Here is a 27,000-nt window from a genome sequence, read left to right as displayed (position 1 = left end):
GGAGACTATGGGGCTCCGGCAGAAACCTGTGAGGTTTTCATATGGAAGTTCTTCCTCCAGCGGCGGACGGGCGCAGTCAATCGAAACGACGCGTCGGCCACAATGAACGTCGCTATCGACCCAACTAGAGCAAAAGCAATCCTCGCGGAAAGGCCCAGAGAATCTGGTGTGATATCGGTTACGTACTCAAATACCCGGATAATTTCTAAATGCCATAAATAAGCGCCATAAGAAAGCACACCAAGATGCCGCAATGGAGCAATTTCAAGCAGCCAAATCACTGGCGCGCCTCCGCGTCCAAACAGTCCGTAGAATAGCAACATAAGCGAAGCCCCTTGGAGGGAATAACGGACTGTTTCGCGAAAATCTATATCGCGATATAGCAAAGAGAATAGCATTAAAATTCCGGCTGCGGCGATCGCGGTGTAGCTACCCACAATCGAGTGAGCGCGAAAGTTCCTGTCTTGGAGAAGCGCTCCCGAAAGACATCCGTAAGCAATACTATCAATTCTCGTGTCGGTAGCCAGATAAGTGTAAGGATGTTCAGCATTCCCCCAGCCGAATGGAGCACCCCACTGCGCAATACATAGGCGCCAAATTAAAATTGAGGCACAAACGCTCGCAAGTATCCATATCACCGTACGAGCGCGCTTTCCAAATAGAAGCACCACCAATGGAAAGCTTAGATAAAAGTGCTCTTCAACTGCGAGTGACCAAAGGTGCGGCCACCGCATAAATTCATTTAGGCTATGCTCGGAATACAATGCATAATAGTTCGTAGTATACGTGATGGCCGAAACCACATCTGACATGCGTAACGACGAGTATGACAATCCCAAAGTGGATCCAAATATAATTAGCAGGAGAAGCTCAGGGCTCAACCTAAGAAACCGGCGTGCATAAAAATTTGGGAGCGAAATACGCCCAAATTGAGCACGCTCCTGAAGTAGCAACGTCGTGATCAAAAAGCCGCTGACGAAAAAAAATATTGTCACGCCCAGCCCACCCGGCACGACGTCCGCAAAGCCGAAGTGCGCTATCATCACTAAGGAGACACTAATCGCCCGAATTCCGTCCAGTCCGGCAATATATCCGCCACCTTTGGCGGCATCGTTAGTGGGCAACTCGTATCTCCATCCTGGATGAGGTGCGAGGCAGTAGCAAGTGGGCTAGCTTCCCACAAGTGCCGTGCTCCACATTGGGGACAGCGCGCATTCAGGCATTTCGGGCTAAATCGGGCTACGAAGTCGCTGGTTCATTTCAGATCGGACAGCGCTGAAGCGCATGTCGCCCCTCACCTGCAATTCGGAGCTCGACACCGCCTCGGGCCGTCGCTTGCGCGATAAGCGATAACCAGTTTGACGAAGCAAGCAGTTGCGAACAACAGCAGGAGCTAGAGAGAGCGGCGAGCTAGTTTCCCCCAACTCCAGCTCTACTGATTTCTGCATCCCATGGGACACTGATGCCATAGCACGTATAGCAAATCGGCGACACACACACGCTCATCAGGATAATGGCTTCTGGGCACGCTGCGACCAACTCACCCGAGCATTCCCAGCGGATTACCTTGCGGCACTCAGGCTCGAAAGCTATGCGCATTCCAAACTTAGATGTCGCGTCAGGAGTCCCCTTTGCCAGACCGCCCCATGTCCGTTATTATACTGCTAGCCAACGGATCCCATGCAAAAGGCGGGATTGAGAAGTATGCCTATTACCTAATCAGGCAGATCGAATCGTCCCATGATGATATTTCCGTTTTCGAAAAAATATCCCGTTACGACCTACCTGGAGTATTGAAGCATATAAGCACTATTCCCTGTTTAATTTCTTATTTTTTCTTTTTTTTGTATCATCGGATTGATGTCGTTCATATAAATTTTGCTCCGAGAGGATCGACTTTTAGGAAGATTCCCTACGTCTTGGTGTCAAAATTAAAAAGGGCAAAAATAATTTTGCACGACCATGGCGGCGGCTATGAAGAATTTTATGAGAAAAGATCAGGCATTGTAAAAAGGTTGATAAAGTGGCTGTTTTTAAACGCAGATGCTTTTGTTATTCTCGATGAAGGTAGAAAGAATTTTATCACTGATCAAATTGGGGTTCCGAGAAATAGAGTGATAGCAGTTGGGAACGGCGTCCCTGCTGCTAAAGAGCTTGCGCATCCCGATAATCCCGTTCCTTCAATATGCTTTATGGGGCGGTTAACTCAACTAAAAGGTGTTCCAGTTTTATTGGATGCTCTTGGGACATTGAAAAAGCGGGGCATAGAATTTAAAGCACTTTTAGGCGGGGATGGCGATATTGAAGGATATCGTGCGGTCGCGAAAAGACTGTCCGTCGAGGATCAAGTTGAGTTTCTTGGATGGCTTAACGTTGATGACGTGCAACTTGCCTATCGCCGTTCTGATATCTTCGTTCTTCCTTCGCTGGTAGAAAACCAGCCGATGGCAATTTTGGAAGCCATGGCTCACGGGCTGCCGGTCGTGGCGTCGAATGTCGGCGCTGTGCCTTCGCAGGTAATCGAGGGCGAAACGGGATTAATCGTTCATCCAGGAGACGCTTTGTCTCTTGCGGATGCACTCGAGCGCCTATGCCGGGATCCTTTCTTGCGACTGCGAATGGGAGCAGCGGGATACAGCCGCTGGCAGCAGCGATTCTCGATCGAGGCAACCGCAACTCGCATGATCAAGTTGTACCGGGAGCTAGTCGCGTAGGATGCGTCGGCCATAGTTGATCGCGGTTATGAATAGCTAAAATGGCATCGCGGCCCAAAGCGATATGTCCCGCTGGTGCAGGGGCCGTTCACGCCATCACGTCAATTCATCACCGCTCCTCGCAAGTAAGCGTGGCCTGAAGGCCGCAGCTACGCGGCCTGTGCGATCTGCTGCTGATGGGGCTGCCAGTTCCAGGGCATGAGTTCATCCCAGCGGGACGCGGGCCAGCCGGAAGCGATCTTCTCGATGACGTCGGCAATATAGGCTTGGGGCTCAACCCCATTGAGCTTGGCGGTCTCGATGACCGAGTAGATTGCGGCGGCGCGTTCGCCGCCGGCCTTCGATCCGGCGAACAGCCAGTTCTTGCGGCCGATGGCGATGGACCGGATCGCGCGCTCGGCGATATTGTTGTCGATCTCCGCCATACCCTCATCGACGTAACGGGTGAGCGCGTCCCAGCGCTTGCGGCCATAGGCGAGCGCCTTCGCCATCGCCGACTTGGGCGACAGGCGGTGCAGGGCATCGTCGATCGCGCCGCGAAGCGCGACGATCTGCGGAATGGCTTGCTCCTGTCGGTGTCGGCGCCGGATATCGGGCGGCTGACCGCGGACGTCCTCTTCGATCCGGTAAAGCCCGGCGATACGGTCGAGCAGATCGGCGGTGAGCGGCGTCGGGCTCGTCTGGTGGCACTCGAAGATCTTGCGGCGGAAGTGCGCCCAGCAGGCGACCTCCTGGATCTGGCTGCCCTCGTAGAGCTTCTCATATCCGGCATAGCCATCAGCCTGGAGAAGGCCGGTGAACGACCTGAGCTCGCTCTGCGGATGGATGCCGCTGCGATCGGGAGTGAACCGATACCAGGCGAGCGCCGGGGTTGCGGCGCCCGACGCGCGATCATCGACGACATAGGCCCAGAGCCGTGCCTGCGCGGCCCGGCCCTTGCCGGGCACGAGCATCGGCACCGGCGTGTCGTCCGTGTGGAGCTTGCTGGCCTTCAGCCCTTCTTCGCGGATGCGGCTGACGATGGGATCGAGCAGATGCGCGGCCTGGCCCGCCCATCCGGCAAGGGTCGAGCGATCGATGTCGATGCCCTGCGCCGCCATCATCTCTGCCTGGCGATAAAGCGGGAGATGGTGATCGAACTTGTTCACGACGACATGGGCGAGTGTCGCAAAGCTCGCCTTGCCGCGTGCTATCGCCTTCACCGGCGCCGGGGCCTGGACGATCCTGTCGCAGGCGCGACAGCTATACTTGGGCCGCACGGTGCGGATGACGCGCCACTGGACCGGGGCAATGTCGAGCTGCTCGTCGCTGTCGTCGCCCAGCGGGCGCAGCGCGCCGCCGCAATCGGGACAGGTGCAGCTGCCGGCGTCGGGCTCGATCCGCCGTTCGGCGCGCGGCAGATGATCGGGCAATGCGCGCACCGGTGAGGGGCGTTCGGCGGGTGCCCGTTCGGTCGTTCCGCTGTCGGCGACCTCGGCTTCGCCTTCGAGCTCTCCCAGGGCAAGCTCGAGCTGCTCGATCTGGAGCGCGAGCTTCTCCGAGGACTGGCCGAAGGTCATGCGGCGGAGCTGGGCGAGCTGGTGGCGGAGAGTGTCGATCAGCGTATCGCGGGCCGCGAGAGCGGCTTCGAGCTCGGCGATCCGGGCGTCCTTGTCGATGCTGGAAGAGGCTGGTTCCGACACCCGGAGCACCTAGCAAAACGGGCTCCACGATGCCAGTAAAACCCTCACTAATCCGTCACTTTTTACCCTGCGAGCAAGGGTGCCGCAGTGCGTTCGGGACGCCGCCAGTCGATGCCTTCGAGCAGCATCGAAAGCTGCGCCGCGGTGAGGCTGACCTTGCCTGCCTTCGTGATCGGCCAGATGAACCGCCCCCGGTCCATGCGCTTCGAGAACAGGCACAGACCCTGGCCATCATACCAGAGCAGCTTGACCAGATCGCCGCGCTTGCCGCGGAACGCGAACAGCGCGCCCGAGTGCGGACTCTTCTCCAGCACCTGCTGCACCAGCACCGCGAGACCGTCGAACCCTTTGCGCATGTCGGTGGCGCCGCAGGCCAGATAAATGCGTGTCGTCGGTGGTAACGGGATCATCGGGCAAGGACGGACATCACCCGGGCCAGCGCGTCGGCATCGACCGCCGCGTCGACGGTGATCCGCACGCCCGAAGGCAGCTCGATCCCGATCTGGCCGCTGCCTGCCGGCGCCGTAGCCGGCACCGACACCTCGACCTCAGCGAACGATGGTGCCGGCGTCCGCTTCGTTCCCGTCAGATCGCCGGACAGGGCCTGCCGGCGCCACGTATAGAGCATCCCGCTGCCGACCGCGTGCCGCTGGCACGTCGCCGAGACCGAGCCATCGGGGCCGAGCGCTTCGCGCAGGATAGCCAGCTTCTGATCCACCGACCAGCGACGACGCCCGCCTACGACCGCGATCCGACTGCTCATACGATCACTCATATGACCGGTCACAAGAGCACTCGCTCCCGCCGCTCCGATATCCTCGCTCATCACCGCTCCTCACAAAGAGCGGCTATCAGCACCCCGCAGCAGCTCCCCGCAAGGCGGCCTTCAGGACACGGTTACCCTCGCAAAGAGCGGCGGCTATCAGCACCGCAAAGCAGCTTCCCGCAAGGCGGCCTTCAGGACACGGTTACGCGCCGCATGGCTGCTGGCCCTGATGAAGTCCGCAGGCTGGCTCCCTAATCACGTCATCGCGCTCGAAGCGCTGTGCCCCCCTGGGATTTGCCGCCCCCCCCGGTCTGACCGTTTTGTCACGTCACACCGTGTCTGCCGGAATCACGCAGATGAGCAAGGTGGGAGGAAAACAGGCGCTTACGTAGAACCCGGGGGGCATGTTACTGGTTTATGATTTCACGAGCGAGTCCGGCTGGAGGACAGCTGCATAGCATATTAATATCTCGGACGATGTCGAAATTCCGCCAAAGCTATTAGCAGAATACGCGGTCCCTCAACGAGATATCGACGCCAAAGCCTAGCGGGTTCACAGAATAGTCGAAATGCCCATTCCAATTTGAGCTTTTGTACTAGCGGCGGAGCGCGGCGTTTGCCGCCAACCACAAATTCGATGGCTGCCCCAACACAAAGACCAATCCCCGTCGCATCAGGGCGCCGAAATGTCGCATGGGCGATTAACTCCTGCTGAGGCGATCCGACGGAAATGAACGTGAAACGGGCCTTACTTTCTGCTATAAAGGCTGCAGCAGCCTCAATAGCGACCGGATTGCTCATGAGCCCCATTGGAGGTTGATGCTCAACGATCTCGATTTCCGGAAACATCTTGCGGAGCAATCTGGCAGATGACCTTTTCCCGCCGACAAGAGCGATCCTGTCACCTGACCCGAGGGCGCTTTGCAGCACATCTGCTGTCAGGTCGCTACCGGTCACCACGGGAAGCCGAATTCCCTGCATCGCTGCAAGCAGCGCCAAAATACGACTATCGCACGTACACCACTGAGCATTGTCATAGGCCGCGCGAACACGATCATCTTTATGCTCTATGGAATGCAAACGAACTACGTGATCGACGTTGGGCGTGACCAGATAGGCAAATTCCTTTTCTGCCGATCTGGCCGCCATTTGACCAAGAAGGGTATCGCTGGCTACACAATCGAATTGAAGACTGAGAAACGCGCGCCGCAATTTCGCTCGTTCATGTTTCATCAAAGCCTCCCCCAGGCTACTGCTACCGTCCTCGCCGACGCGATGTCCCCTCGCTACCCAAAAAACGGATGTGGGATCCATCCGCTATTCGTTTAAGGCCGTACAAGCCCTTAGGTGTATGAGTATTGGTAGGCGTATTCGTAACCGTAACCCGCCTCCTTCATGTCAAACTTGGTCAAGAGAACCCCAATAATATTAGCGCCGCGCTGAGACAGGCGCTGCAACGCGTTGCGGGCATGCGCGGCTTGATTGTTAGACGACTCCATCACGAAAATGCAGCTCTCGGCCAACGCTCCAATTTCGACGGCGTCCGCGAGACCCAAAGTTGGGGGGCTGTCTATCAATACAACATCGTAGTCCTTCTCAAGCTCAGCAATAACCCTACGAGCCGAGGCGCCGGCGAGCAGCTCGGCTGGGTTGGGCGGAGTCCCGCCGCTGGGAATGAAGAAAACGCCTTCGAAAGCGGACCCTTGAGTAACCTCCGCCGCCGTCTTGTTCTGTGTGAGAAGGTCGGACATCCCCGCGCTATTCTTCACCCCGAATTTATTATGTTGGTTAGGGCGTCGGAGATCAAGATCGATCACCAGCACCCTCTTGCCTATGCGGCTCAACGCGATCGCGGTAGCAAAGCAACAAGAGGATTTGCCCTCCCCCTGCTTGGCACTGGTGAACATGAGGCTGCGGGGCAAGCCATGTGACGACACCAACATGAGGGACGAGCGCAAGGATGAGAAGGTCTCAGACAAAACGCTCTTTGGATCCAAGATTTCTTGTTCAATGGCAAAGCCTTCAGCCATTTTGGGTATCGCACCGAGTGATGGCTGCCCCAGTTTCCGACCAATATCCTCAGGCGTCCGCACGACGTTGAATAGTTGCTCGCGGCCTATCACGAACAAGGCAGCAATCACCAAGCCCGAGACCAAAGCCAACGCCATATTGAAGATAACGCTCGGTCGAATGGGCTCAACTGGACGATCGGCGCGATCGACGATCGATAAGTTGTTCGCTTGAACACCCGCTTCAGCGTTTATCTCGTTATATCGAGTGTTGAGGAGATCATAAAGCTTACGAGCATTGCTGGTGTTGCGCTTCAAAATGCCCAGCTGCACAGCTTGATCCTGCTCATTGAGCGTCTGATCCTTCAACTCTGCGATTTGCGCACTGAGTGCCTGCTCTTGAGCGAGCGCGGCTTCATAATTGCCGCGCAACGTCTGCCGGATTCCCGCAGCTATCGCTGCGATCTGACTGTCAAGTTCATCCAGCCGCGCCTTGGCCTGCTTGACAGTCGGAAAGCTCTCCTTCCGGCGTTGAAGTTGCTGCTCATACTCGGATTGAACGAGCGCTTTTTGCTGCAGCAGACTCTGGATAGCGAAATTGGCGAGCACTTCGGGCAACGCCATCACGTCGGTCCCTTTTGACGTTTCCCACTTCTGCTGAAACTCAATCCGCCGAGCGACCGCTTCGGCGTAATCTTGGTTAAGCTTAACCAAGGTCGCAGTTACAAGCGATTTCGGTGCGGTCGAATCGTTAACGTCGGAACCCGCTGCGTTGGTCGCGTCAATCACCCGAGTACGTCGGGCATAATCGAGTGCTTCTCGTTCTGAATTGGCCAATCGTATCGCCGCTTCGTCAAGCTGCTGCTTTAAAAACTCCCTAGCATAGGACGAAGTATCAAACTTACGCTGGAGATTGTTCCTAATATAATTTTGAGCAAAGCTATTAGCAATCCGAGCCGCAAGGGCTGGATCAGCACTATCAAATGATATAGATGCAATCCTTGAGTCTACGGGTAGCGATACTAACAGATTATCCGACAGCGTATTGAGAACCAGCTCGCGCTGTGCCTGCTCAGGCGTAAGTGCATCCGAATTCATTGAGTCAGGATCAACATCCATCGCATCCAGAAATTCGTCAGTATTAAACAACTTAAGATCTTCGGCTACAGCTTCGGCCAGCGACCGGCTGCGAATAACATCCACTTGGGTTTTCAAGAATCGATCAGAGTCCTGAATTGCGGCTGACGCGTTGGCGTCCTCCGTGCCAAGCACTTTTGCCGCTTCTTGATCAATTTGAACAGTTGAAGTCGCCCGATATATCGGAGTGGAGAGGACGGTAATAACAACTCCGATCAGAAGGGCGCCCGCAACTATCCCAGCAAGCCAAAATCGCGATCGATATATTGCCGCCCAAGCTGACGCAAAGTCAAACGAGAATAGCGAATCTTGCTCATATTCTGCTGTAGGTTCGTCGAACCCGGAAGAACCGTGCGAGCCGCGCGAAGTCGGATTGATACTTATACCGTGATCCATATGGGTGATCTTGCCGTTCATAAATTTCAATTGTTGCTAAGGCGCACAAACACCGTGGACAAAATGGGCGACAATTGGAGGAAGTCCCGAAATAGCTGCTTTGCGAACGAGTTTCCGACGACGACGATGTCACCTCCAAGAATTTCAGGATTTGGCGCTTGGCCAATCCTAATTGCGCCGAGGTCAAACTGAGCGGCGTAAACACCATCTTCTTTTCTACGAAACACAATAACTTCGCGGAGCTTGGCGGTTTGTGTCGGTCCCTCTGAAAGCGCCATCGCTTGCAGGAGGGTTGTGGGGCCCTGTAGAGGAAACACGCCCGGCTTGTTGACCGCGCCCTCAACAGTCACATTTTGAGATGCGGATGTTGAGACAATCGTCGAAACTTGGGGATCGACGAGATATTTTTCACCAAGCCGGTCGGCAATCGCATTGGATAATTCCGTACTGGTCTTGCCGGAGACAGCGACCTGCCCGATCAGGGGAAACAGAATGTTTCCGCTGGCGTCTACGGGAACCTCCTCCAGCGACAAGTCTGGCTCCTGAAACACCGTAATCTTGAGAATATCAAGTGGGCCGATACGATATTCCGACGGCGCCGCTTGGCTGGAAGGTGCCGGAATAACCGCATAAGCTTGATCGCCGGTCGGTAGACCCGTTGATGCACACCCAGCCAATAGGCTGCACATCGCCACAATGGCTGTTTTCCCTAACAAAATCGATTCTCCACTCACAAGCGACCGCTATTAACATTCGGCAAGGGCATTGCAACAATCCGATGGTAGCTACGTGCGATCTCAAGCTGACTCGACGGCCGCGCAGTCTTTTCGACAGAGCTTGGGATTCCTTTATCGGGGCCGATGCTCGGCGGAGGCACAACCTGACGCTACTCAGCTAGCTCCTTGGGAACGCAAAGAGCTAAATGAAAATCTGTATGGGTCAATTTCCTCGCCAATTTTCGATAGCGTCAACGCGCATAGTATCCTCTATACCAGGTCACGAATTTTGCGACCCCTTGGTCGAGGGAGGTTTGTGGCTGATACCCCGTCAGTTTTGCCAGCAAGCTGCACTCTGCCCAAGTATTGACCACATCTCCCGATTGCATTGGTAATAGGTTGTGCTGCGCCCGCTTCCGCACCGCGTTTTCGACCGCTTTCACGAAGTCGAGTAATGGCACGGGCTGACCGGCTCCAATGTTGACAACCCGGTAGGGCGCAACGGGCGACAGGCTATCGCCGTCCTTGATATCGTTTGCCGACAACGGTCGCACCGGTGGAACATCGATCAGCAAGCGAACCGCTCGCGCGAGATCACCGACATACGTGAAATCGCGCGACAGCATACCTTCGTTATATACGTCGATCGGTCGCCCAGCGAGGATGGCATCGACGAATTTGAACAGTGCCATGTCGGGGCGTCCCCACGGACCATAAACGGTGAAGAAGCGGAACATCGTTGTCGGGATGTCCCACAAGTGTGCGTAGCTGTGCGCCATCGCTTCGACGGCCTTCTTGGTCGCGCCATAGAAGGAGACCTGCAGATCAGCCTTATCTGTCTCGCGAAAGGGCATGGCGCCGTTGGCGCCATAAACCGATGATGTCGAGGCGATGAGCAAATGCCGCACCGCGTGCCGCCGCGCGGCCTCAAGAACGTGAAAGCTGCCAATCACATTGCTCTGCACATAGGATTCGGGCGCCTCAAGCGAATAGCGCACGCCCGCCTGCCCCGCCAGATGAACGATGACGTCGGGGACGAAGCTGTCTACTGCGGCATCGAAAGCCTGCCGGTCTTCGAGCATTGCTTCGACCGCGCTGAACCGCGCGTTCTGCAATAAATTCTGGTGACGGCGACGTTTGAGCTGGGGGTCGTAATAGTCGGTCATCCCGTCATAGCCGACGACCTCGAGTCCCTCGTCGAGGAGCAACGTCGCGAGGTGGAAGCCGATGAAGCCTGCCGTCCCCGTGATAAAAATTTTTCCGTTCACGCCGCTGCGCTCCATCGAACTTGGAAGGAAATGGGGGCGTTAGCGATCGACGGCTGCTATTCTATTAACGGCTAAATGCTGGAAAAGCGCGGATCAGGCGGCGTTGACGGCTGCCGCCTGATCAGATGCAAACAGAAACCAGCGCCGTGTCCCTTCCAGCCCCAAGGCAGCGAGTGTCCCGCTCCGAAAGGCGCCAACATCGATGCCGATGCGGTTCGGCTGTTCGTCGGGCTCGTCTGTGATGCTGTGACCATGGATCACCATCTTGCCGTGGTCGCATGGATCATTGAGAAACTCTTCGCGAATCCACCTCAGGTCCGACAGAGCCTGTTTGTCGAGCGGCACGCCGGGTCGAATGCCGGCATGGACGAAGGCATAATCGCCGATTTCGACGACATCTTCGCCCATGCCGAGGAAATTGACATGGTCGGGCGGGACAATCTGGGGAAGCCGTTCGGCGACCTGTTCGAAGGTGGCAGCGGCAAAGCTTGTATCGTCCTGCCAATAGCTGCGCACCGTGGCATCACCGCCGATCCGCATGAAATAGCGCACGCGTCGAACGTCGCCGGTAAGCGCCGCGAGAAAACATTCCTCGTGATTGCCGATCAGCAGACGGGTATCGGGGAACTCGGTCCTCAGATTCATGGCGCGTTCGACGACCGCCGCCGACTGGGCGCCGCGGTCGACAAGGTCGCCGAGCAGAATTAGCGTCACATGCGTCGGTCCACGTTTAGCACTATCGTCGCGAATGCGGTCGATGATCTGTTCGAACAGATCGTCACGACCGTGGATATCTCCGATCGCATAAACACGTTGTCCCGAGGGCACAGCGAACTGCTCATGCGCCGTCGCAGTCGGCCCGGCTTTACGCTTTCCAAAAAATTTTGAGATGGATTTCATGTGCATTCAATCACTCGGTTGTCGAGGGCCGGCACCCAGGGCCGGGTAAGCGCAACCGTATCGCCTCCCTACCCTTCGATTTCGATGGTAGCAATACGCCGGAACCACGCCGATGTTGCAGTGCGGTCTGTCACCGGGCAGTTTTACCTCGAATGAACGAAACCGCCCTTAAGGGTGTCTCAAGCATTCTGCATTAACCATCCATGGCCGCGCAATTCATCATGCTGTCGGACGTTCGCTGGAGAGTTCGCAATGAAGGTCATGACGGTTTTCGGAACGCGTCCGGAAGCGATCAAGATGTTTCCCGTCGTCCATGCGTTACAGGCGCGGCCTGATATCGACGTCACCGTCTGCGTCACCGCCCAGCACCGCGAAATGCTCGATCAGGTCCTCAAGATTGCGCGTATCGTGCCCGACATCGACCTCGATGTCATGCAAGCGAACCAAACATTGGATGCGCTTCTGGCCCGGCTGGTGACGCGCCTCGGTGAGACATTCGATACCGCGCGTCCCGACCGGGTGCTTGTCCACGGCGACACGTTGACGACCGTGGCGGCGACGCTGGCCGCCTATTTTCGTAAGATTCCGGTGGGCCACGTCGAGGCAGGCCTGCGAAGCGGCGACATATATCATCCCTGGCCGGAGGAGGTGAACCGCAAGGTCGCGGGGGCCGTCGCTGATCTGCACTTCGCTCCCACCGAAACTGCAGCCGCATCCCTGCGCGGCGAGAATGTGCCGGCAGACAGCATCCATGTGACTGGAAACACGGTGATCGACGCGCTCCTGGCAACGCAGGCGCGCATCGGGGAAGAGCCAGCCCTGGCAGCCGGTCTCGAACCGCTGGCGAGGCGTTTCGCGGGAAGGCGTATCGTTGCGGTAACATCGCATCGACGCGAGAATTTCGGCGAAGGCATGCAGGCCATAGCAGAAGCCATCGCGGCGATCACGGCGCGCGACGACATCACCGTCATCTTTCCCATCCACCCCAACCCGCTGGTGCGCAGCGCGATGGAGCCGATCCTCGGCCACCTCCCCAACGTCGCGCTGATCGATCCGCTCGATTATCCGCATTTCGTCCGGTTGCTCGAACTTTGCGATGTGGTTCTCACCGACAGCGGAGGCGTCCAGGAGGAAGCGCCGGCACTGGGAAAGCCGGTGCTCGTGATGCGCGAGACCACCGAGCGTCCGGAGGGGATTGCCGCAGGCACTGCACGACTCGTAGGAACCGACAAGGCTCGAATCGTTACTGAAATCTTCAGCCTTTTTGACGATGAGAGCGCATATGCCGCCATGGCCCGTGCCCACAATCCCTTTGGCGACGGCACCGCGGCAAAACGGATTGCGGAGATAATTGCGCGTGCCCATTGATGCCGAACAAAAGGTCGCCGTTCTCGGCTTGGGCTATATCGGCCTGCCGACGGCCGCTTTGATCGCACGCTCTGGCTGCCGGGTAACCGGCATCGATGTCAGCCAGAAGGTCGTCGATACGATCAACAATGGCAATGTGCACATCGAAGAAGTGGATCTCGACGGGCTCGTCCAGGGCGTCGTCGCACGGGGCGCGCTCACCGCCTCGCTGGAGGTTGCGCCCGCAGATAACTTCGTTATCGCAGTGCCGACCCCGCACGATGAAGAGCACCGCCCCGACATCAGTCACGTTCTCTCTGCAGCGCGCGCGATCGCGCCGGTGCTCGTAGCCGGCAATCTGGTGATCCTCGAATCCACGTCGCCGGTCGGGACGACCGAAAAAGTGGCGGACCTAATCGCCGGGCTCCGCCCCGACCTCAAGATTCCGGGCACATGCGATGGTGCTGCGGACATCTTCATTGCCTATTGTCCCGAGCGCGTGCTCCCGGGTCGGATCCTCGTCGAGCTCGTCGACAACGACCGCTGTATCGGCGGCGTCACACCGCGCTGCGCCCGCCGCGCCATGACCTTCTACCGCCAGTTCGTGCGCGGGGCCTGTGTCACCACGTCCGCGCGCGCCGCCGAGATGGTGAAGCTGGTCGAGAACAGCTATCGCGATGTCAATATCGCCTTTGCCAACGAACTTTCGATGATGGCCGAAAAAATGGAGGTCGACGTTTGGGAGGTCATCCGCCTCGCCAACCGCCATCCGCGCGTCAACATCCTCCAGCCCGGTCCCGGCGTCGGCGGCCACTGCATCGCAGTCGACCCCTGGTTTCTCGTGCACGGAGCGCCCGAGCAGAGCCGCTTGATCCGCACCGCACGCGAGGTCAACCTCGCGAAGACCGCGCACGTCATCGGCGCCGCTGAAATGCTGGTGTCGCAGCATCCGAACGCTCGCGTCGCGTGTCTCGGCCTTGCCTTCAAGCCCAACATCGACGACTTTCGTGAAAGCCCTGCCCTCGAGGTTGCTGCTGCGCTCGCTCGCCGCTTCGGCCCGCAGATCCGTATCGTCGAGCCCTTTGCTCGCACGCTTCCGCGCGAATTCGACGGTACGCGTGCCGAACTGGTCGATCTCGACAGCGCGCTGGCGTCGTGCGACCTGTTGATCGTGCTCGTCGATCACGAACTTTTTAAATCGATCCCCCTCGAGGAACGTCGGGACATGATCGTGTACGACACGCGAGGCCTTTGGCCCGATCAGCAGCAGCTTCATGCAACGCAGGGAAAGCGGCTCATCGCCTGACGCGTCAGCGTTGCGACCTCATTCGCAAAATGTCACATTTGACTGGCTCGTCGGAGGCCAGTGTCAAGGGGCCGATGCAGTCGCCCTGACGTGTTGACACGGTTGGGAAAACTCCGCACGACCGGCCCCATGTTGACCCGGCTGGAAACACGTATCGTTGAGAAGCCCTGGGGCCGCTGCGATATCCCGCCGGCATTCGGAAACCTTGGCGATAGGCGCGTCGGCGAGATCTGGTTCGAGGATCCCGCGGGTGACGCAGCGCCCCTCATGGTGAAATTTCTCTTCACGTCGGAGCGACTTTCCATCCAGGTTCATCCCGACGATGATGCGGCGCAATCAACCGGTTTCCGGCGAGGGAAGGATGAGTGCTGGCTGGTGCTGGACGCGACGGCGGAAGCCGCGCTGGGTGTCGGCCTCACAGGCGAGAGCAGCGTCGCTGCGCTCCGCGATGCGGCGCTCGACGGCTCCATCGAAGCGATGATCGACTGGCGCACCCCGCGCGCTGGCGATTTCATCTATAACCCTGCCGGTACGATCCACGCGATCGGGCCGGGTCTGATCGTCGTGGAAGTGCAGCAGAATGTCGATCTGACCTACCGGCTATATGACTATGGCCGGGACCGCCAATTGCATCTGGATGCGGGGCTGGCAGTGGCGAAGGCGAGGCCTCACCACGACAAACGCGATACCCATGTTGCCGACACGGACAATCGAATTCTGGTTGAAGGGCCGCATTTCCATTTGCGGCATCTTGCCGGTGCCGGCGCGCGCGCACTTCTTCCGCAAGCACCGGGCCGATATACCCTCGTTCCGCTGTCGCCCGGTTGCATGGTTGGCGAGGACGAGATCACGTTGGGAGAATGCGTCCTGATCGACCAGCTCGATGCACTTTCTCTTGATAGCGACGCCCGCGCCTTGCTCTGCTGGCCTGAATGAGTCAGGGGCTAACTCGATGATCGAGAAGCAGATGATTATTCCTGTCGTCCTGTCCGGCGGCTCGGGAACGCGCCTCTGGCCGACATCGTCAGCCGTCAGCCCGAAACAATTTCACGCGCTTGCAGGCAACGAGAGCATGTTCCGGCAGACGGTAGACCGTGTGGCGGATCGCAGCCGCTTTGCCGCTCCTGTCGTCGTATGCGGTTCCTCGCATGTCGAGCTTGTGACGGCAGATCTTTCGGCAGCCGGCATCCTGGACGCACGGATTATCGTCGAGCCGGCCGCTCGCAACACAGCGCCCGCGATTGCGCTTGCGGCGGCACTTTGCGGCTCGGAAACGGTAATGCTGGTAATGCCCGCTGATCATGTGATGACAAATGTGGAGGCGTTTCTGTCGGCGATCGAGCTCGCGCTACCGGCAGTACTTGAAGGCGCGCTCGCAACCTTCGGCATCGACCCCTCGCACCCGGAGACCGGGTACGGATACATCGCGGCCGGTGAGGCCCTCAATGGCCGTACCGGCGTCCATGCCGTCAACCGCTTTGTCGAGAAACCTAAACGCGCGGCAGCCGAGGCCATGCTTCAGGAGGGCGGCCATTATTGGAATGCTGGAATTTTCCTGATGCGCGCGGATCGATATCTGGGCGAACTTGCGCGCCAGCAGCCGGAGATCAACGCCGCTTGTGTCGCTTCCATCGCGCATGCCGTCGTCGACGGTTTGGTCGTCCACCCCAACGAGGCGGCATTTCTAGGCAGTCCGTCGAATTCGATCGATTATGCCGTCATGGAGGGTGCCCGTGACGTGGTCGTTGTACCTGTGGACCCTGGCTGGTCCGATGTGGGAGGGTGGGCAGCACTCTACGAGCTTGGAGCCAAGGATCGAAATGACAATGTGCTGATCGGCGACGTTATCGCCGTCGATGCTCAGCGCAATTATGTTCGAGCTCCTGCGGGCAAACGCATTTCGATGGTCGGCATCTCGGACCTTATCGTCGTCGTGGAGGGCGACGATATCTTGCTTCTGCCCCGCGACCGGGCGCAAGAGGTCAAACTGCTAGCCCAAGAGCGAGCGAAAGGCCCTGCTGGTTAGGGTCGGCTTGGTGGCATTCAGGTCGAAAATTCCGCTCAGCCTTGGATCAACCTTGAAGGTGTGATCATTGACGACAGTAATCGGCAGCATCTTTGCAAGCATATTGATCCTTGTCGCTTATCGGCTCATTCGTCATCACGCTGTGATACCGAAGGCTGCAAGCGAGGACCTCGCGCTCGCGTATCTGAAATTGTTCGGAGTCTTTTGCACATCATTTGCTGTGATTTGGGTCATTCTCGCCCTTTGGACCTGGTTCCCCGATTAGTCCAACGGAGGTATTCCCTATCCTAGCTGGCTCTCCCCAACATCGCGATCCGCTCCATACAGACCTCCTCCACCGCGCGGCCAAGTTCCTCGACGCGCTCGCCGAGCCAGCGAAGCTCCTCCTCGCTGATCCTGTAGTGCTTGGAGTATCGCGCCTTTACATAGGCTTCCTTGAGTTTCTCGAACCGCGCGCGATCGCGCCGGCTCTCGCGCGGCCAGGCGTCGACGAGCCGCATGTCGAGGCGCTCGGCCTGCGTGCGCAGAAACCCCAAATTGTGGACGTGCGGCGTGTAGAAGGTGCAGACGAGAAGGACGCAGTGGTAAAGACGCTCGGTTGCCTGATGAAGTATGAAGGCAGCGTCTTTGTTCCATCCGCGATTTAGATCGTCGCCAAAATTGATGTGGGCGCGCATCGCACTTGGATACCACTCCTCAAAATACTCGGTCGCCATGGCGAGCGCCTCATCGGGCGTCTTCGGCTTCGGGGTGTGGAGCTCTTTGTCGTCGAAGCTGTAGAGCGCGACGCCGTCCTTCGCGACGTCCATGAAGAAATAGCGTCCGTGCGCGAGCCCGTCGTTCACCTCCTGCAGCGTGTGGACGATGAAGTTAACCGGGGTTTTGAGCGTCCTGTCGATGGCGAGCTCGCGGGTGAGCCGGTCGTCGAGCTTCAGCCAGTAGTCGACCCGCTCGGTGAGGCGCTTGTCGTTGACGATGATCAGAAGGTCGAAGTCCGAGCGATAGCCCTTCGCCGTGTGCGGCTCGTCGACCCAGCCGCCGCGCGCGTAGCTCCCGTAGAGGATGATCTTCTCGATCCGCCCCTTCTTCTTCCACCCTTGCGTCGCGAGCGCGAGCGCATCTTCGAACTCCTCGAAGATGATTGCCTTCACACGCTCGAGCTCGCGCTGCTTCGGAGCCGGGAGATGATCGAGATCGGTTCGCATGGCTTCCCTCACCCTGTCGGGGTCGGCCCTGCTTGGCAAGGCCCCCTCCCCTTACCTCTTCCAGAACTGCCACCAATATCGGGGCTTTCGCTCATCATCGAGCACCGCGAGCGCGAGCCAGAGATGGCACTCGACCTCGGTGAGGCTGATGCGCTGCTGGTGCGCGATCTGCCGGTAGCTCAGCCCGCCGACGACATGCGCGAGGAATACCGCCCGCTGCCTCGGGGACATGCGGAGGACCGCGCGCTCGTAGCGGCGCAGCACCCTCCGTTCCGCTTCGGTAATGATGCGGCCCCTCACCGTTCCTCTCCCGCGAAGGCGAGGAGATAGTCGGCAGCCCTGCTCGCCGCACTCGCGGCCCGGAAGATCGCGCCCGCGTCGCCGCGCAGCACTTCGAGCCAGGAGGCGATATAGTCCGAATGACGAACCGTCGGCACGATACCGAGCGAGGCGCAGGTGAACGCCGCCGCCATCTCGGCGACGAGCTCTTCCCTTGCATAGGCCTCCGAGCCGAAGCTGCACGCCTGATCGCGGTCCAGCCGGCTGGTGTGGCCGGTCCAGTGGCCAAGCTCGTGGAGCGCGGTGCGATACCAGTTGACCGGATCGGGGAACGCCGCGATCGGCGGCACCTGCACCGCATCATGCTCCGGACTGTAGAAGGCCTCGTCGCCGCCGATGATGAAGCGCGCGCCGCTCGCCGCGATCAGCGCGTCGGCCGCCGCCACCTGCAGCACCGGGTCGGGCATCGGCTCTTCTGCCGTGACATGGGCGGGCAGATCCTCGCACTGGTCGATGTTGAACAGGGTGAACCGCCTGAGGAACGCGACCGCCCTCGCCTCGCGGCCCTCGTCCCTTGCCCGCTCCTGCTCTTCCCGCGGCGTGAAGCGATCGGCGTAGCAGACCCGCGTCCCGCTCTCGCCGCGCCGGACATGCCCGCCGAGCGCGATCGCCTGCCGGTAGGTGAGCCAGCGCTGTGAGGAATACCCCCTCGCCATCGCTTCGGTCCAGAGGATGAGGACATTGACCCCCGAGTAGCGGCGTAGGCTTGCGGCATTGCACGGCATCGTGCAGGCGCACGCCGCGCGCTCCCATGGCTGCACCCAGGGCAGCCGCTCTTCCTCGATCTCGGCGATGATGCGGCTCGTGACCTCGCTGTAAAGGCTCTCGCGTCCGGTCGTCCGTTCCATTTCCCTTCTCTCCTTCCAACCGCACCCCGGCCCGGAAGGGGCGCGAGGGGGGCGGCAGGAGGGAGCCGGCAGACCCGCCATATTGGCCGGAGGGCATCCGAAGGATCGAAACGAAGTGGCGAACCCGCGAAGCGGGTTGCGGCCCGGACAGGCGGGGCTAAAGGCGAGTGACGCCCGCCTCGCGACCCTCCCGTGCCGGGATCACCACGCCGCCGCCCATGCGGCGACAATCTGTGACAGGAGAATCAGCGGCGCCGCGCATGCGACGTCAATTTGAAGCGAAAGAGGGAAACGCCGCCGCGGGCGCGGCGTCAGTTTGCGCGTGCGAAATTGGCGCCGCCGCGGACGCGGCGACATCTATGCTGGAGCTATCGTCGCAGGTTGATCCGTCGGTCCGACGATCGCCTTCCCAGACCTATCTCTAGGGGTCAGCAATGCCTTGCGGCGTGAGAGAAGGCTCCTGCTTCGCAGGATTGCGCGAGCACCGCGAGCGCCAGCCAGAGATGGCACTCGACCTCGGTGAGGCTGATGCGCCGCAATTTGCCGTTACAAACGGCGCCGGCTGCCCGAGAGCTTGTCGACGATGGCCCTTTAATGTAAAAGCCCGCCATCTAGAGCGCGTCGACTCGACGCCTTCTCGTTCAACGACAACCATGGGTTTGCGGCAATCGGACGCGGAATTTCGCGTTCCTTTTGACGGAGGCTCCCGTTGGTCGCTCGTCTCGGCATTTCGATCCTGGATCTCCTTCCGCAGACCAGTGAGCTTGCCAATTTCGTTCCTGACGAGGCGGTCGAGCGGATCGGCACGTTGACCGTCCTCGAACACCGCTCGACCACCAGCACCGATTTCGTCCTGCACACCGGAGTGCTGCAGTCGATCGGCGACGTACTCGACATCGACGTCGCCAGAGCCGCGCTCAAAATCCCGGGGTTGACGACCGGCCTGCCCTTCCGCCTCGCGGTGCGTCGGTCGGCAAACCGCCCGGGCGGTCAGGAAGCACCGCCGAGCGACTGGACGCTCGACATCTCGGCGTCGAACATCGAACTCGAACTCCCCTTTCTCCAGGGCGCGCGCCAGACCGGCGGCGCGGGACTGGAAGTGCTTCATCTTGAGCGGCTCGATCCGCTCAGAAAGGTGTTTCTCGTCGCTGCGGGCGTCATCCGAGTACAGGGTGCGGTCGGCCGCGCCGCCAACTTCCAGCTCGTCGACACGCCGGATCCCTTCGACCCGACCTTTCCTACCGGCGCGGTCGCGCGGCTGACCGTCCGTCCGCCACATTTCTTCTTCGGCGGTTCCGAATATGGGATGACCCTCGACCGCTTCACCCTCGACCTGAGCTCAGCCTACACGCCCGCCGACATTGTGGCGCGAGGCCATGATGAGGGATGGACCGGCGTCGCCTTCAAAGAGACGACCTTCTATACGCCGCCGAATTTTCCGCTGCTGCCCAACCTGTCGATTAGCGCGCGCGACGTCATCGTCGGCGACCCCGGCGGGCGACAGGGCGAATTGCGCGTCGAATGGGGTTTCGATTTCGAGGACGAACGGCGCACCCATATCAAGGTGCTGCGCAAACCCGTCGCTAAGGATGACGACGATGTCGAGGTCGCGCAGACGACGCCCGCGGGGACGGCCGGCGCGCTCGAATATGGCATCGACATTTCGCAGGCGGCGCTGACCGACCAGGTCCGCGTCCAGTTCGGCGTCGGCGACCTGATCCCCGGCCATACCGATTTCGGCGTCGTCGGCGTGTGGTGGCGGCTGCCCGACGGGACCGAGGGCAATTCTGCGACGACGCCCTATTTCACCGTGCCGAGCGACACGCCGCTGCGTTACAAGCTGCGCCTCGGCAACCCGGCGATCGCTTACACCCAGCCCGATCTGCCGAGTGCCGTCCCGAGCACACCTGAGGAGCAGATCGAGCTGATCGAGGTCGCGGTGCGCTTCCCACGGATCGGCGCGCCAAAGCCGGCGGCGCCTTTCATCGATGCGACGATCGGCGGCGCGACCTTTTCCAACGTGCTGCACCTGCGCGGCCCCCGCGAACTCCTGAAGGGCATCGAGTTGAAGACGCGCCGCGGCAACGGTGCGGTCGATGCCAATTGGCAACTCGGCAGCGGCTCGGCCGCACCGACCGCGACCAAGAAGCAGAAATTCACGCTTCCCGAACTCGCCGAAGGGCCTGCGACGCTCGATCTGATGGTCACTGCACAATCCGATACGCGGCGGCTGCGCATCGACATCATCCGCTCGGGCAGACTGCTGGTCGGCCACCAAACGGGCTCGGACAACGCCACCCCAGCGGTCGTATCGGTCGCCGGCTTTTCCGAAGTTACCCCGGCGAAGGTCGTCGACACGTTCGAATCGGCGTCATTCCACCAGAATGCGGAACGGCACAACGCAGCGCAAAGTGCCGACCTCGCGCCGCCGAATGTCACCATCCCCGCCGGCGCCATTGCCGAAGTCGAGCTGCCTGTCCCCGTCGACGCAGCCACGCCGATCCCGTCGACCCCTGCCCAACCAGGGACGATTCTTCATTCCGAGCTGCAACTGCTCTTCGCGTTCGACGAACCCAGCGCGCAGGGCGACGTCAAGATCCTGAGCGCCGTCTATCCCGCGACCCCCACCGAGGTTACGGCAGACCTCGATCGCGGCACCCATCTCGAAAATGCGCAGCCGATTGCCGCTCCGGTGGCGAGCCGCGGCGCTCCCGATGGCGGCGCTGTTTCGGCAAAAATCCGCCACTGGGTCGAGGCGCAGGCGGCTGGGACGCAATATATCGTGGTCGGGCGCACCGACGACCTGCGTTTCAACGTCGACCTTGCCACCAACAATTCGAAAAACGCCGACCTCGCCGATCGCCGGCGCAAGGCGGCGGTCGAGGCGCTGACCGCCGCCGGGATCGCTCCCGACAAAATATTGTCGCGCATCGAAACCGATCCATCGCCCGCCGGATGGCCGACCTTTGCCGAACTGCCGACACGTTTCGCCGCGGTGCAGCGGCTCGCGCTGCCAGGAACCCCCGCGGGCACCACCAAACCGCGCTGGAACGGCGCCTGGACCGACGACGGCGCGACCTCATCGCAGCATGCGAAGGCGCGCGACGACGATCGCCGCAAGGGTTATCGCTGCGCCGACATCTTCGCCTATGTTGAAGCGTCGCCGCCGCAACCGCCGCCGCAGCCGCCGACGCAGGCCAATGACGTCACCCCGGTACGCATCCTGCTGCCAGGGCCCGACGGCCCGCCGCCGCCCAAGATACCCTCGACCGAAACCCAGGGGCCGCCGATCGATTACCGGGTGCGCGCCCGCGCCAAGTGGGACAGCCCCACTGTCGTCAATTCGGCCGACCTGATCCCGACCGAAGCCGAGCTGCTGATCGCCTGGAAATCGGCCGAGACCGAACTGCCGGCGACCGTTACCGGCCCGCCCGGTTCGCTGACGATCCCCAAACCGACCGGTCCCGATTTCTGGGAAATGATCCTGCGGCTCGCCTACGATGCCCGCACCGGCCAGACCCAGCTCGACGGCTCGCTCGGCCTGCCCGACGGCGCGCTACTTATCCGCAGCGACGCGCTCGCCGGGGCGCTCGCCTTCGCGCCCGCCTTCGTCGCGCTGATCAACCCCGCGGACATCCACGACGACGAGGATACGAACGAAAAGCTCGCGGCCCTCGCCGCGGTGCTCGCCGCCGGCGCGATCGCCGGGACCCTGCTCAACGACGGCGATCCCGAAAGCACCGTCGATATCGATAAATTCGCCATCAGCTATCGCTGGAACGGCAACACCCGGGTCAGCGCCACCGTCGACTATAGCGTCGACCTCAACATCGACGTCGACCTTCCCGGCGGCAGCTTCCTCAAGGGCGAGGTCAAGCTGAAGTACAAGGGCGTCGGCCTCTACTTCGACTCCGCCAAAAGCGGACTCGCCTCGGTCGGGGTCAGCTATTCCGACGTCAGCGTCGAAATTGTCGGCCCGGGCCAATGGTCGCTCGGCGGCCCGCTCGGCGACCTCATCCGCATCGCGACCTCGCGCATCGGCAATGGCTCGACGTGGATGGAATTCGATCTCGAATTCGCCATCGACCTCGGCGTCGTGCGACTCGAGGGCGCGACGATCCGGCTGACGGTCGAACCCTTCTCGGTCGAGCTGCGCGGACTCACGGCGGTGATCAACGTACCCGGCGTCGTCGAAGGAAAGGGGTCGGTGACGATCGGCGAAGCCGGCGCGATCCGCGCGCTGCTCGGCGTCACAGTCGTGCCGGCACGGCTCGGCGCCTATGGCGCGCTCGCGATCGACCATGATTTCGTCGCGGTCGAGGTCGGGGTGCAGTTCCCCGTCGGCATCCCGCTCGCCAACACCGGCCTCGGCCTGTTCGGCCTGATGGGGCGCTTCGTCGCCAACGGCACGCGCAACCTCGACGGGCTGCCCAATCCCGATCCCGTCCAGCGCGAACTCGACTGGTATGCGCGCCAGCCCGAGCAGAAATACCGGCGTCAGTCGGGGCAGTTCGCGCTCGGCCTCGGCGCGCTCATCGGCACGCTGCCCGACAGCGCCTTCACCTTCAACGCCGAGGGGTCGATCGCCCTCGGTTTCCCGGACATTTCGGTGCTCTTCGGGATCGACGCCAAGCTGCTGACTCCGCGCAAGCAGAGCGCAACCGAACGCGGCACCCCCAACAGCAGCACGTTCCGCATATTGGGCATGACGCTGATCGATGCCAATTCGGTGCTCGTCGCGGTGCGCGCTACTTACGAAATTCCGAAGATCGTCAGGATCAACGTTCCCTTCTCGGCCTTCTATCCTCTCTCGTCGAGCGGGCTGGCCTGGTACATCCGCCTCGGTACCGACAATCACCCCGACCGGCCCGGCAGCCCGATCACCGTCACCCTCTTCCCCGACATCATCGACGTAAAGGCCTGGGCGTTCGTCATGATCGAGGAGCGCGGTCTGCAGGGGCTCGGCGGGACGCTGGTGCCGGCGGACATGGTGCCTCCGCTGGACTTCGACGGCTATGCGATCGGCGTCGGCGCCGGGTTTCAGCTCAAGAAGAAGGCGGGGCCGTTCAAGGTCGAACTCGGTGCTTTCCTGCTCGTCGGCATGGGCACCAAGCCGCTGCTGTTCGCCGGCGCCGCAGGCGTGCGCGGCGAACTCGACCTCAAGGTCGGTTCGATCGGGGTGGACGGCCTCGTGCATTTCCACGTCAGCCCCGACGTTCGCTATCTCGACGGCCATTTCTGCGGGAAAATCAGCTTCTTCTTCTTCTCGGTCAAAGGCTGCGTGAATGTGCACTTCGGCGACGATGTGCCGCTCGACGTGCCGAAACCTGCATCGCCGCTCGTCGGTGTCGACTTATGCGATCATCTCGCCGCGACCAAAGGAAAGGCGGCTGCCGACCTCGCCTCGGCCTCGACGGTGTGGCCCGACACCGTCGCGGTGCTCAAGTTCAGCCACTATGTCGAGGACGCGCTCGGCGCGGTGCCGGCGACCGATTTTGACCGCCGCGTGTCATCGGCCTCGCTCGCACCCGGTAACGTCTGGAGCGGGTCGAGCGAGCTGAAATATGCCTATCGGCTCGACAAGCTCGAGCTGTTCAAGCTGACCGGCGGCAATCCCGCGAACGACGCCGACTGGACCAAGGTCGCGGGGCCGTTCGACAGCGCCTGGTGGCTGCCGAGCCACCGCAACGCCGCGGCGGTGGGCGGCAACAACGCCCCGGGATCGAGCGAGGAGGGCCGCGAGCTCGGCCTCTTCCACTGGGATCCGCGCGCCTGGTCGCGCTGGCTCGGCGAGGGATCGCAGGATCTGCCCGGCGATCCCGCCGGCACCGTCGATCATGTCTGCGACGAGCCCAAGCCCGCCGAGCCCTGCTGCGCGATGGGCGAAGATGCCCGCCCCGTCCTTGTCGGCCTCGCAGCATTCGATGCGAAGTGCGACGCGCAAGTGCTTTTTCCCAGCCGCTTTTCCGCGACCGCACTCGCCGGCGACGGCTTCGATCCCGACACGATCGCGGCGCTCGCGGGCGATGCCGGCTGGACCTATCGCCCCGGCCAGGTCGGCGGCCTCCACGGCGCGGTCAAGCTCGGCGCGACGATCGTCTCGCGCGGCTGGCGCTTCCCCGCGCTCTCGCAGGGCAACCAGCTCATCCTCACCCCGCCGGTCCGCTTCCGCAACTCGAAGCCGTTGCTCAGCGGTGAGATCATTCTCGAGATCTGCACCGGCCGCCAGGCTGCGCGGATCGAGCCGCCCGCCGGCTGGGACCGCATGCCCACAGCGCCCGCCGAGATCAAACGCTTCACAGGCGAAAGCGGCGCGATCTATCGCTCCGACGCCGAAATGCGCCCCGCGACCGCCGATGAGCGGGCGATCCTCAAGCTCGCGGGCCGCTTCGAGGCGAAACATAACAGCCCCGTCCCGCTCGTCCGCCTCGACCTGCGCGTCAAGCGCCAGACCAAGATCGTCGCGCTCGACGCCGACGGGCGTGAGGTCGCGCGCGAGACCGTCAAGTCAGTCCGCGGATCGAGCGGCTTCACCACCATCATGCTGCAGGCTTCGGCCATCTCGGGCTTCGTCATCGATGGCGCGGACGGCGCGCAGCTGTCGCTCGTGCGCTGGGGCGCCGACGATCAGGTGCTGCTCGGCGAGGTGGCCGAGCTGCCGACCCCCGATCTCCCCGCCGTGGTCGGCGTCACCGTCGGCGGCAAGCGCGTACCGCTGACCCCGCGGGTCATCCCGCCGGTCGATATCGGCGCCAACACCTGCTTCAAATTCGCCTATCCGCTCCCCGACCTCGGTGTCGGTTCGGGCGACGGCTGGGCCGCGGTCGAGGTCGCCGCCCACCGCCGCGGCGAGATCGCGCTCGTCGAGCTGTGCGGCATCACGCTGGAGGCGGGCGAGGCGCAGGCGACCGATGCCGATTTCCGCGGCTCGCTCACCGGCCTGCTCACCGGGCTCGTCGGCCAGTTCGCGGCGAACGAGCCAACCCGCAAGATTGAGCTCGACGCCGACACCGCCTATCAGCTGCGCGCAACCTGGTCCTATCAGGGCTGGCGCCCGGACAATCCAGGCGATGCGCCCCCGTCGCCCGCTTCGCGCCCATGGGAGCCCGGCGATACCGACCGCTTCGCCTTCCGCACCGCCGCCGTCGGTGTCTCGCAGCCGCAGCCCGCCGCCACCGCAAGCATCGAGACCGATCCGGCGCAGGCCGGCCCCGGATATGACGAGCGCGTCTTCGATGCCCGCGGCCTCGCGCGCTACATCATGGCCGCGACCCCCGATCACACCGGCGCGCCGCACTTCCTCGACGACCGTGTCGGCTTCTGGTTCTCGGTTGATCATATCGAATCGCTGCTCGATCACTACGACCGGCTGCCGCTGGTGCGCGTCCTGCGCACCGACCCGGGCCCTGCGGCGCTGCACAATGTCCCCTCGCCCCCGGCGGGCGGGCAGCACCCGCTCGACACCGTGATCGCCACCCATTTCGCGCTCGAAACACTGACCTGGTTCGAGGCCGACCACCGCTTCGTCGTCGCGGCCGAGGAAGCGCCGTGCATCGGCGGTACGCCGCCGCTCGGCTCGTCGTCGATCTCGGTCGAGGCCGACCTGAAACCGCATGCCGATTACGACCTGACGCTCTCGTCGGCGCCAAAGACTGTGGGCCAGCATCCCGAAGTGCCTGTGGCACGACTGCATTTCCGCACCTCGCGCTATCGCAATCCGACCGAGTTCCTCGGCGCGCTGGGCTTCCACACGCCGATCGGCATCGCGCATCCTTATGATGCGATCGCCACTGGGCCGCTGCCCGCCGCCGGCCCGCTCGAAATCAACGACGCGCGGCTCGACGAGATGCTCGGGACGCTCGGCCTCGATCCGTGGCCGCTGCCCGCGGCGCCGCGCACCAGCCTCATCTGGTCGCGCCCCGGCGCCCCGGGCCAGCCATGGGCTATCATCGGCGCGCTGGTCGAGGCCAACGAGGCGGTGTTCCGACCGGGCTTCGCGACCGGCGCCGCCGGCGAACCCACCCCGCCGCCGCGCATGGAGGTCGGGGTGCTGCAGCTGCGCCGCAACATCGAGCGCATCCTCCCCAGCTTTCCGCTCCCCGGCCGCCGACCGCGCCCGACGCGTATAATCCAGGCAACCGAAGTTCTCGGCAGCCTCGTAGAACGCGTCCGCAATGCCGCCGGCACGCGGCTGCTATTCCTCGCTACCGCGCCGATCCCGGTCACCGGCGGCCTCACCTACGACCTGCTGCTCCAGCTCAACGAGCGCGGTGCGCCCGGCGCGAGCGGGACGCTTCCCGTCTACGACCGCCCGCTGTCGGTCTTCCAGGAGGGCGAATGA

The 27,000-nt window shown here is 61.4% G+C and carries 18 protein-coding genes; 6 read left to right on the top strand and 12 right to left on the bottom strand.

Features of this window, described 5'->3' with window-relative positions; genetic code table 11:
• Positions 1 to 5: 5 nt before the first annotated feature.
• Positions 6 to 1,124, bottom strand: coding sequence for an acyltransferase family protein (locus KNJ79_RS06605; RefSeq protein WP_317153307.1), 1,119 nt, complete (start codon positions 1,122 to 1,124; stop codon positions 6 to 8).
• A 522-nt stretch (positions 1,125 to 1,646) separates the two neighbouring features.
• Between KNJ79_RS06605 and KNJ79_RS06600 the strand changes: the two genes are divergently transcribed.
• Positions 1,647 to 2,714: a glycosyltransferase family 4 protein gene (locus KNJ79_RS06600; protein ID WP_317153306.1), complete on the top strand. Its 1,068-nt coding sequence runs from the start codon at positions 1,647 to 1,649 to the stop codon at positions 2,712 to 2,714.
• A 149-nt stretch (positions 2,715 to 2,863) separates the two neighbouring features.
• Here the strand turns inward: KNJ79_RS06600 and tnpC are convergent, their stop codons facing one another.
• The 8 genes from tnpC to KNJ79_RS06560 all read right to left on the bottom strand — a co-directional run bounded on the left by tnpC (position 2,864) and on the right by KNJ79_RS06560 (position 11,594).
• Positions 2,864 to 4,405: an IS66 family transposase gene (gene tnpC, locus KNJ79_RS06595; protein WP_317153305.1), complete on the bottom strand. Its 1,542-nt coding sequence runs from the start codon at positions 4,403 to 4,405 to the stop codon at positions 2,864 to 2,866.
• 53 nt (positions 4,406 to 4,458) lie between these two features.
• On the bottom strand, positions 4,459 to 4,806 hold the full coding sequence (gene tnpB, locus KNJ79_RS06590) for an IS66 family insertion sequence element accessory protein TnpB (RefSeq protein ID WP_137754517.1): 348 nt from the start codon (positions 4,804 to 4,806) through the stop codon (positions 4,459 to 4,461).
• Positions 4,803 to 5,159 carry an IS66-like element accessory protein TnpA gene (gene tnpA, locus KNJ79_RS06585; RefSeq protein ID WP_317153304.1) on the bottom strand — a complete coding sequence of 119 codons (357 nt, stop codon included), beginning with the start codon at positions 5,157 to 5,159 and terminating at the stop codon, positions 4,803 to 4,805. Before tnpA ends, tnpB begins: the two co-directional genes overlap by 4 nt.
• Before the next feature lie 465 nt (positions 5,160 to 5,624).
• The gene (locus KNJ79_RS06580; RefSeq protein ID WP_317153303.1) at positions 5,625 to 6,395 is read right to left on the bottom strand and encodes a WecB/TagA/CpsF family glycosyltransferase; all 771 of its coding nucleotides are present in this window, start codon (positions 6,393 to 6,395) and stop codon (positions 5,625 to 5,627) included.
• A gap of 110 nt (positions 6,396 to 6,505) precedes the next feature.
• Positions 6,506 to 8,725, bottom strand: coding sequence for a GumC family protein (locus tag KNJ79_RS06575; protein WP_317153302.1), 2,220 nt, complete (start codon positions 8,723 to 8,725; stop codon positions 6,506 to 6,508).
• Positions 8,726 to 8,730: 5 nt separating this feature from the next.
• Positions 8,731 to 9,438: a polysaccharide biosynthesis/export family protein gene (locus tag KNJ79_RS06570; RefSeq protein WP_317153301.1), complete on the bottom strand. Its 708-nt coding sequence runs from the start codon at positions 9,436 to 9,438 to the stop codon at positions 8,731 to 8,733.
• Positions 9,439 to 9,671: 233 nt separating this feature from the next.
• Positions 9,672 to 10,703: an SDR family NAD(P)-dependent oxidoreductase gene (locus tag KNJ79_RS06565; protein WP_317153300.1), complete on the bottom strand. Its 1,032-nt coding sequence runs from the start codon at positions 10,701 to 10,703 to the stop codon at positions 9,672 to 9,674.
• 78 nt (positions 10,704 to 10,781) lie between these two features.
• Complete coding sequence (locus KNJ79_RS06560) at positions 10,782 to 11,594, bottom strand: metallophosphoesterase (RefSeq protein WP_317153299.1); 813 nt, start codon at positions 11,592 to 11,594, stop codon at positions 10,782 to 10,784.
• Positions 11,595 to 11,840: 246 nt separating this feature from the next.
• Here KNJ79_RS06560 and wecB point away from each other — a divergent pair, with 246 nt between their 5' ends.
• The 4 genes from wecB to KNJ79_RS06540 all read left to right on the top strand — a co-directional run bounded on the left by wecB (position 11,841) and on the right by KNJ79_RS06540 (position 16,267).
• Positions 11,841 to 12,956 (top strand): non-hydrolyzing UDP-N-acetylglucosamine 2-epimerase, encoded by a 1,116-nt coding sequence (gene wecB / locus KNJ79_RS06555; RefSeq protein ID WP_317153298.1) that lies wholly within the window; start codon positions 11,841 to 11,843, stop codon positions 12,954 to 12,956.
• Complete coding sequence (wecC, locus tag KNJ79_RS06550) at positions 12,946 to 14,241, top strand: UDP-N-acetyl-D-mannosamine dehydrogenase (protein ID WP_317153297.1); 1,296 nt, start codon at positions 12,946 to 12,948, stop codon at positions 14,239 to 14,241. Before wecB ends, wecC begins: the two co-directional genes overlap by 11 nt.
• Positions 14,242 to 14,370: 129 nt before the next feature.
• A complete protein-coding gene (locus tag KNJ79_RS06545) occupies positions 14,371 to 15,177 on the top strand; it encodes a class I mannose-6-phosphate isomerase (protein ID WP_317153296.1) in 807 nt (268 codons plus the stop codon).
• 16 nt (positions 15,178 to 15,193) lie between these two features.
• Positions 15,194 to 16,267, top strand: a complete 1,074-nt coding sequence (locus tag KNJ79_RS06540) for a mannose-1-phosphate guanylyltransferase/mannose-6-phosphate isomerase (protein WP_317153295.1) — start codon at positions 15,194 to 15,196, stop codon at positions 16,265 to 16,267.
• A gap of 287 nt (positions 16,268 to 16,554) precedes the next feature.
• Here the strand turns inward: KNJ79_RS06540 and KNJ79_RS06535 are convergent, their stop codons facing one another.
• The 3 genes from KNJ79_RS06535 to KNJ79_RS06525 are packed head-to-tail and all read right to left on the bottom strand — an operon-like array spanning position 16,555 to position 18,659.
• Positions 16,555 to 17,472, bottom strand: coding sequence for a HEPN domain-containing protein (locus KNJ79_RS06535; protein ID WP_317153294.1), 918 nt, complete (start codon positions 17,470 to 17,472; stop codon positions 16,555 to 16,557).
• A 51-nt stretch (positions 17,473 to 17,523) separates the two neighbouring features.
• The gene (locus KNJ79_RS06530) at positions 17,524 to 17,772 is read right to left on the bottom strand and encodes an RNA polymerase sigma factor (RefSeq protein ID WP_317153293.1); all 249 of its coding nucleotides are present in this window, start codon (positions 17,770 to 17,772) and stop codon (positions 17,524 to 17,526) included.
• On the bottom strand, positions 17,769 to 18,659 hold the full coding sequence (locus KNJ79_RS06525; protein ID WP_317153292.1) for an ArdC family protein: 891 nt from the start codon (positions 18,657 to 18,659) through the stop codon (positions 17,769 to 17,771). The genes KNJ79_RS06530 and KNJ79_RS06525 overlap by 4 nt, the downstream gene beginning before the upstream one ends.
• Positions 18,660 to 19,368: 709 nt before the next feature.
• Here KNJ79_RS06525 and KNJ79_RS06520 point away from each other — a divergent pair.
• A complete protein-coding gene (locus KNJ79_RS06520) occupies positions 19,369 to 27,000 on the top strand; it encodes a hypothetical protein (RefSeq protein WP_317153291.1) in 7,632 nt (2,543 codons plus the stop codon).

The sequence above is a fragment of the Sphingopyxis indica genome, assembly GCF_032879645.1.
Lineage (GTDB): Bacteria > Pseudomonadota > Alphaproteobacteria > Sphingomonadales > Sphingomonadaceae > Sphingopyxis > Sphingopyxis indica.
Note: the sequence above shows the minus strand (reverse complement) of the source record. Positions and strands in the feature narration are given on the sequence as shown.

What these genes read in the sequence shown, in the direction of transcription:
- KNJ79_RS06580 (WP_317153303.1), bottom strand. Translation starts at nt 6,395, where the DNA reads ATGAAACATGAACGAGCGAAATTGCGGCGCGCGTTTCTCAGTCTTCAA.
- KNJ79_RS06600 (WP_317153306.1), top strand. Translation starts at nt 1,647, where the DNA reads ATGTCCGTTATTATACTGCTAGCCAACGGATCCCATGCAAAAGGCGGG.
- KNJ79_RS06565 (WP_317153300.1), bottom strand. Translation starts at nt 10,703, where the DNA reads ATGGAGCGCAGCGGCGTGAACGGAAAAATTTTTATCACGGGGACGGCA.
- KNJ79_RS06535 (WP_317153294.1), bottom strand. Translation starts at nt 17,472, where the DNA reads ATGCGAACCGATCTCGATCATCTCCCGGCTCCGAAGCAGCGCGAGCTC.
- KNJ79_RS06545 (WP_317153296.1), top strand. Translation starts at nt 14,371, where the DNA reads ATGTTGACCCGGCTGGAAACACGTATCGTTGAGAAGCCCTGGGGCCGC.
- wecB (WP_317153298.1), top strand. Translation starts at nt 11,841, where the DNA reads ATGAAGGTCATGACGGTTTTCGGAACGCGTCCGGAAGCGATCAAGATG.
- tnpB (WP_137754517.1), bottom strand. Translation starts at nt 4,806, where the DNA reads ATGATCCCGTTACCACCGACGACACGCATTTATCTGGCCTGCGGCGCC.
- KNJ79_RS06575 (WP_317153302.1), bottom strand. Translation starts at nt 8,725, where the DNA reads ATGAACGGCAAGATCACCCATATGGATCACGGTATAAGTATCAATCCG.
- KNJ79_RS06525 (WP_317153292.1), bottom strand. Translation starts at nt 18,659, where the DNA reads ATGGAACGGACGACCGGACGCGAGAGCCTTTACAGCGAGGTCACGAGC.
- tnpA (WP_317153304.1), bottom strand. Translation starts at nt 5,159, where the DNA reads ATGAGCAGTCGGATCGCGGTCGTAGGCGGGCGTCGTCGCTGGTCGGTG.
- KNJ79_RS06560 (WP_317153299.1), bottom strand. Translation starts at nt 11,594, where the DNA reads ATGCACATGAAATCCATCTCAAAATTTTTTGGAAAGCGTAAAGCCGGG.
- KNJ79_RS06540 (WP_317153295.1), top strand. Translation starts at nt 15,194, where the DNA reads ATGATCGAGAAGCAGATGATTATTCCTGTCGTCCTGTCCGGCGGCTCG.